This window comes from Xenorhabdus vietnamensis (assembly GCF_002127535.1).
GTDB lineage: Bacteria > Pseudomonadota > Gammaproteobacteria > Enterobacterales > Enterobacteriaceae > Xenorhabdus > Xenorhabdus vietnamensis.
This window is the reverse complement of sequence record NZ_MUBJ01000067.1, coordinates 1-2333: the sequence shown is the minus strand read 5'-3', so window position 1 is coordinate 2333 and position 2333 is coordinate 1. Positions and strand designations below refer to the sequence as shown.

Here is a 2333-nt window from a genome sequence, read left to right as displayed (position 1 = left end):
TATCTTGGTTAGTTGCGGCTTCAATGGGTTTAAGTGTTGTCATAGTGACTCCTTATTGATTCAATTAATTTATTCTCTTTTTCTACTGACTCTCTCTCTCTTATTTCACTCACTGCATTTACATTGTTTTCGTATTCAGCTTCGATAATAAGAGGCAATACAGAGAACAGTCGGGATAATCTATCAAGGTCAGTCATTGCATCATTGGGGGAATATTCTTCACCGTTAACGGCTGCACTAGCTAAATTAGCAATAGCCTTCATGCCACTTGTTATCGAATAGATGACTTCATGGCTTGATGAAAATAAAAATTGTAAATTTTCATCACTCATTTCTGAGAGTCTTTCACTGTTGACACGGATATGATGGAAGATGTTATTCATGAATATTCTACCCCTTGGACTCGTGCTATTTCTTTGCCAGCTTTTAGTATTAAATTTGATATAGTATAAAGAGCAATTGCGGTTTCATCATTTTTTTCAATATCAATGAGTATGCCTATTAATACCATTGATTGTTTTATTAAATTACGAGCAGGCTCTAATTCAATATTTAAATTACGGTCTGTATCGATATTATCTTCTATAATATATTCTTTATTTATTTCCCTTAACCGCTGAGCTAAATCACAAGTCTGACGATGCACGCCACGACACATGAAATAAGTGTCCGATTCAGCTTCATTTTGAGTTGCAGTCATTACGGGAAATATTGAGGCTTCAATTTCTTCTGCAATTTCGACGGCTGCTTGTAGTTTATTTATCATGTTTCACCCTGAGTTTTTACTCGAAGTTATTATTTAATTCATTAAGATCGTGATATTGACACATTGATAATCGTTTTACTGCTCGTAACATTACGTAAGTATCAGGATCGACTTCCTTTTCAACTATGGTCAACAATGGTATTAATAAAGCTTGCATTTCTGCATTAATTTCCAGCGCACTCTCTAAATGATATTTATCACCAACCGATAGTTTTATTTTTTTCACATCATATCACCTTCATTCATTGGATTTCTTGTCCGTGAGATGAATTTACAGGAGGTAATAACTTATTGCAATACAAAAAATTATTGAATTGTGGGATTTTTTGTTAAGATTTTGATAATATTAGTTAATTTTTTAATTATAAAAGTAATTTCATATTATTTTTATAATTATAGGAAATAAAAAACCGGGTAAACCCGGTTAAATTTTGTTTAATAGTTTGAAGGGCTTTAAGCGAATCGTTGATGACCAGAAGAAAGGCGCAAGAGTACTTTGGCAATAATCTTAATATGAGAAAAATCTTCTTTTTCATCAAGATACCAAGTTTCATACCTTTTGTTGTCTGAAATGATTGCTAATTTTTTGTACATTGATTGTAATCGTTTGATATACAGTTGATCTTTCAATGCAAAGACATATACCCCATCCCCATCAAAATGGTTCACTGAAACATCAACAAAGATTAGATCTCCTGGCTCTATGCTAGGTGACATGCCATCACCGAGCACTGTTATCACTTTAACTGACTGGGAAGGGCGATTACCGAATAAAGCGTTAGCCTGTTCTGTTGTGTATGTGATGCCCTTAATGGATTCAGTGAATTCCGTTGAATTAACTACATCGCTATCAGTATTTGACTGAATATTAAGAGATTCTATGTGATAGCTATTGTCATCAATAACGTTTTTAACTGATACAGAAATAGGTCTCTCTGTATTTAGCTGCTCTTCTCCATGCATCAACCACTCAGGACTCACATTTAAGGCGTGAGCTATTTCCACTAGCTTTCTGCTTGTGTTTGTTTGACCAGACGTAAGGCGCCAAATAGCAGGTTGGGATACTCCTACTCTACCTGCGAGTTCAGCTTGACTCATGTTTTCGGCGCGTAATGCCTGATTTAGACGTTCTGCAAATGTTTTCATGCGCATGAATCTATACCTTTTGTTATTGAATTTCAAATAAGATAAATTATTGCAAAAAGTTATTTTATGCTTTAGTGTAGCTTAAATGTTTATAACAAAGAGTATACGAAGTGATTAATTTATACATAAAAAGGGCTATTGAAATTGCAGGTAGTCAAGCGTCTCTTGCACGGGCTTGCGGTGTTACACAACCAGCTGTTCATCGTTGGTTAAATGGTAATCGAGTTAAGGCTGATTACGTTATGGCAATCGTAGAGGCCACCAACGGAGCAGTCCAAGCCCACGAACTACGCCCCGATCTGCCTAAAGTGTTTCCGCCTCCTGTGGAGGTAGATCATGAAGATTATTAGTGACGAATTTGACGGGTTTTAGTTATGGGGCGCTTTCCTGATTGTATCACGGTGAACATGCCAGAAGTTTA

The 2333-nt window shown here is 35.7% G+C and carries 5 protein-coding genes; 1 reads left to right on the top strand and 4 read right to left on the bottom strand.

The features are described from left to right. Positions 1–29 precede the first annotated feature (29 nt). The 4 genes from Xvie_RS20030 to Xvie_RS20015 all read right to left on the bottom strand — a co-directional run bounded on the left by Xvie_RS20030 (position 30) and on the right by Xvie_RS20015 (position 1918). Positions 30–383 (bottom strand): hypothetical protein, encoded by a 354-nt coding sequence (locus Xvie_RS20030; RefSeq protein ID WP_244175753.1) that lies wholly within the window; start codon positions 381–383, stop codon positions 30–32. Then, positions 380–766: a hypothetical protein gene (locus Xvie_RS20025; protein WP_086110847.1), complete on the bottom strand. Its 387-nt coding sequence runs from the start codon at positions 764–766 to the stop codon at positions 380–382. Before Xvie_RS20025 ends, Xvie_RS20030 begins: the two co-directional genes overlap by 4 nt. Positions 767–782: 16 nt before the next feature. Next, positions 783–992, bottom strand: a complete 210-nt coding sequence (locus Xvie_RS20020) for a hypothetical protein (protein ID WP_086110846.1) — start codon at positions 990–992, stop codon at positions 783–785. 227 nt (positions 993–1219) lie between these two features. Continuing rightward, the gene (locus tag Xvie_RS20015; protein ID WP_244175752.1) at positions 1220–1918 is read right to left on the bottom strand and encodes an XRE family transcriptional regulator; all 699 of its coding nucleotides are present in this window, start codon (positions 1916–1918) and stop codon (positions 1220–1222) included. Between the two features lie 107 nt (positions 1919–2025). On the opposite strand from Xvie_RS20015, the gene Xvie_RS20010 reads away from it, so the two are divergent. Next, positions 2026–2262: a transcriptional regulator gene (locus Xvie_RS20010; RefSeq protein ID WP_086110848.1), complete on the top strand. Its 237-nt coding sequence runs from the start codon at positions 2026–2028 to the stop codon at positions 2260–2262. Positions 2263–2333 lie beyond the last annotated feature (71 nt).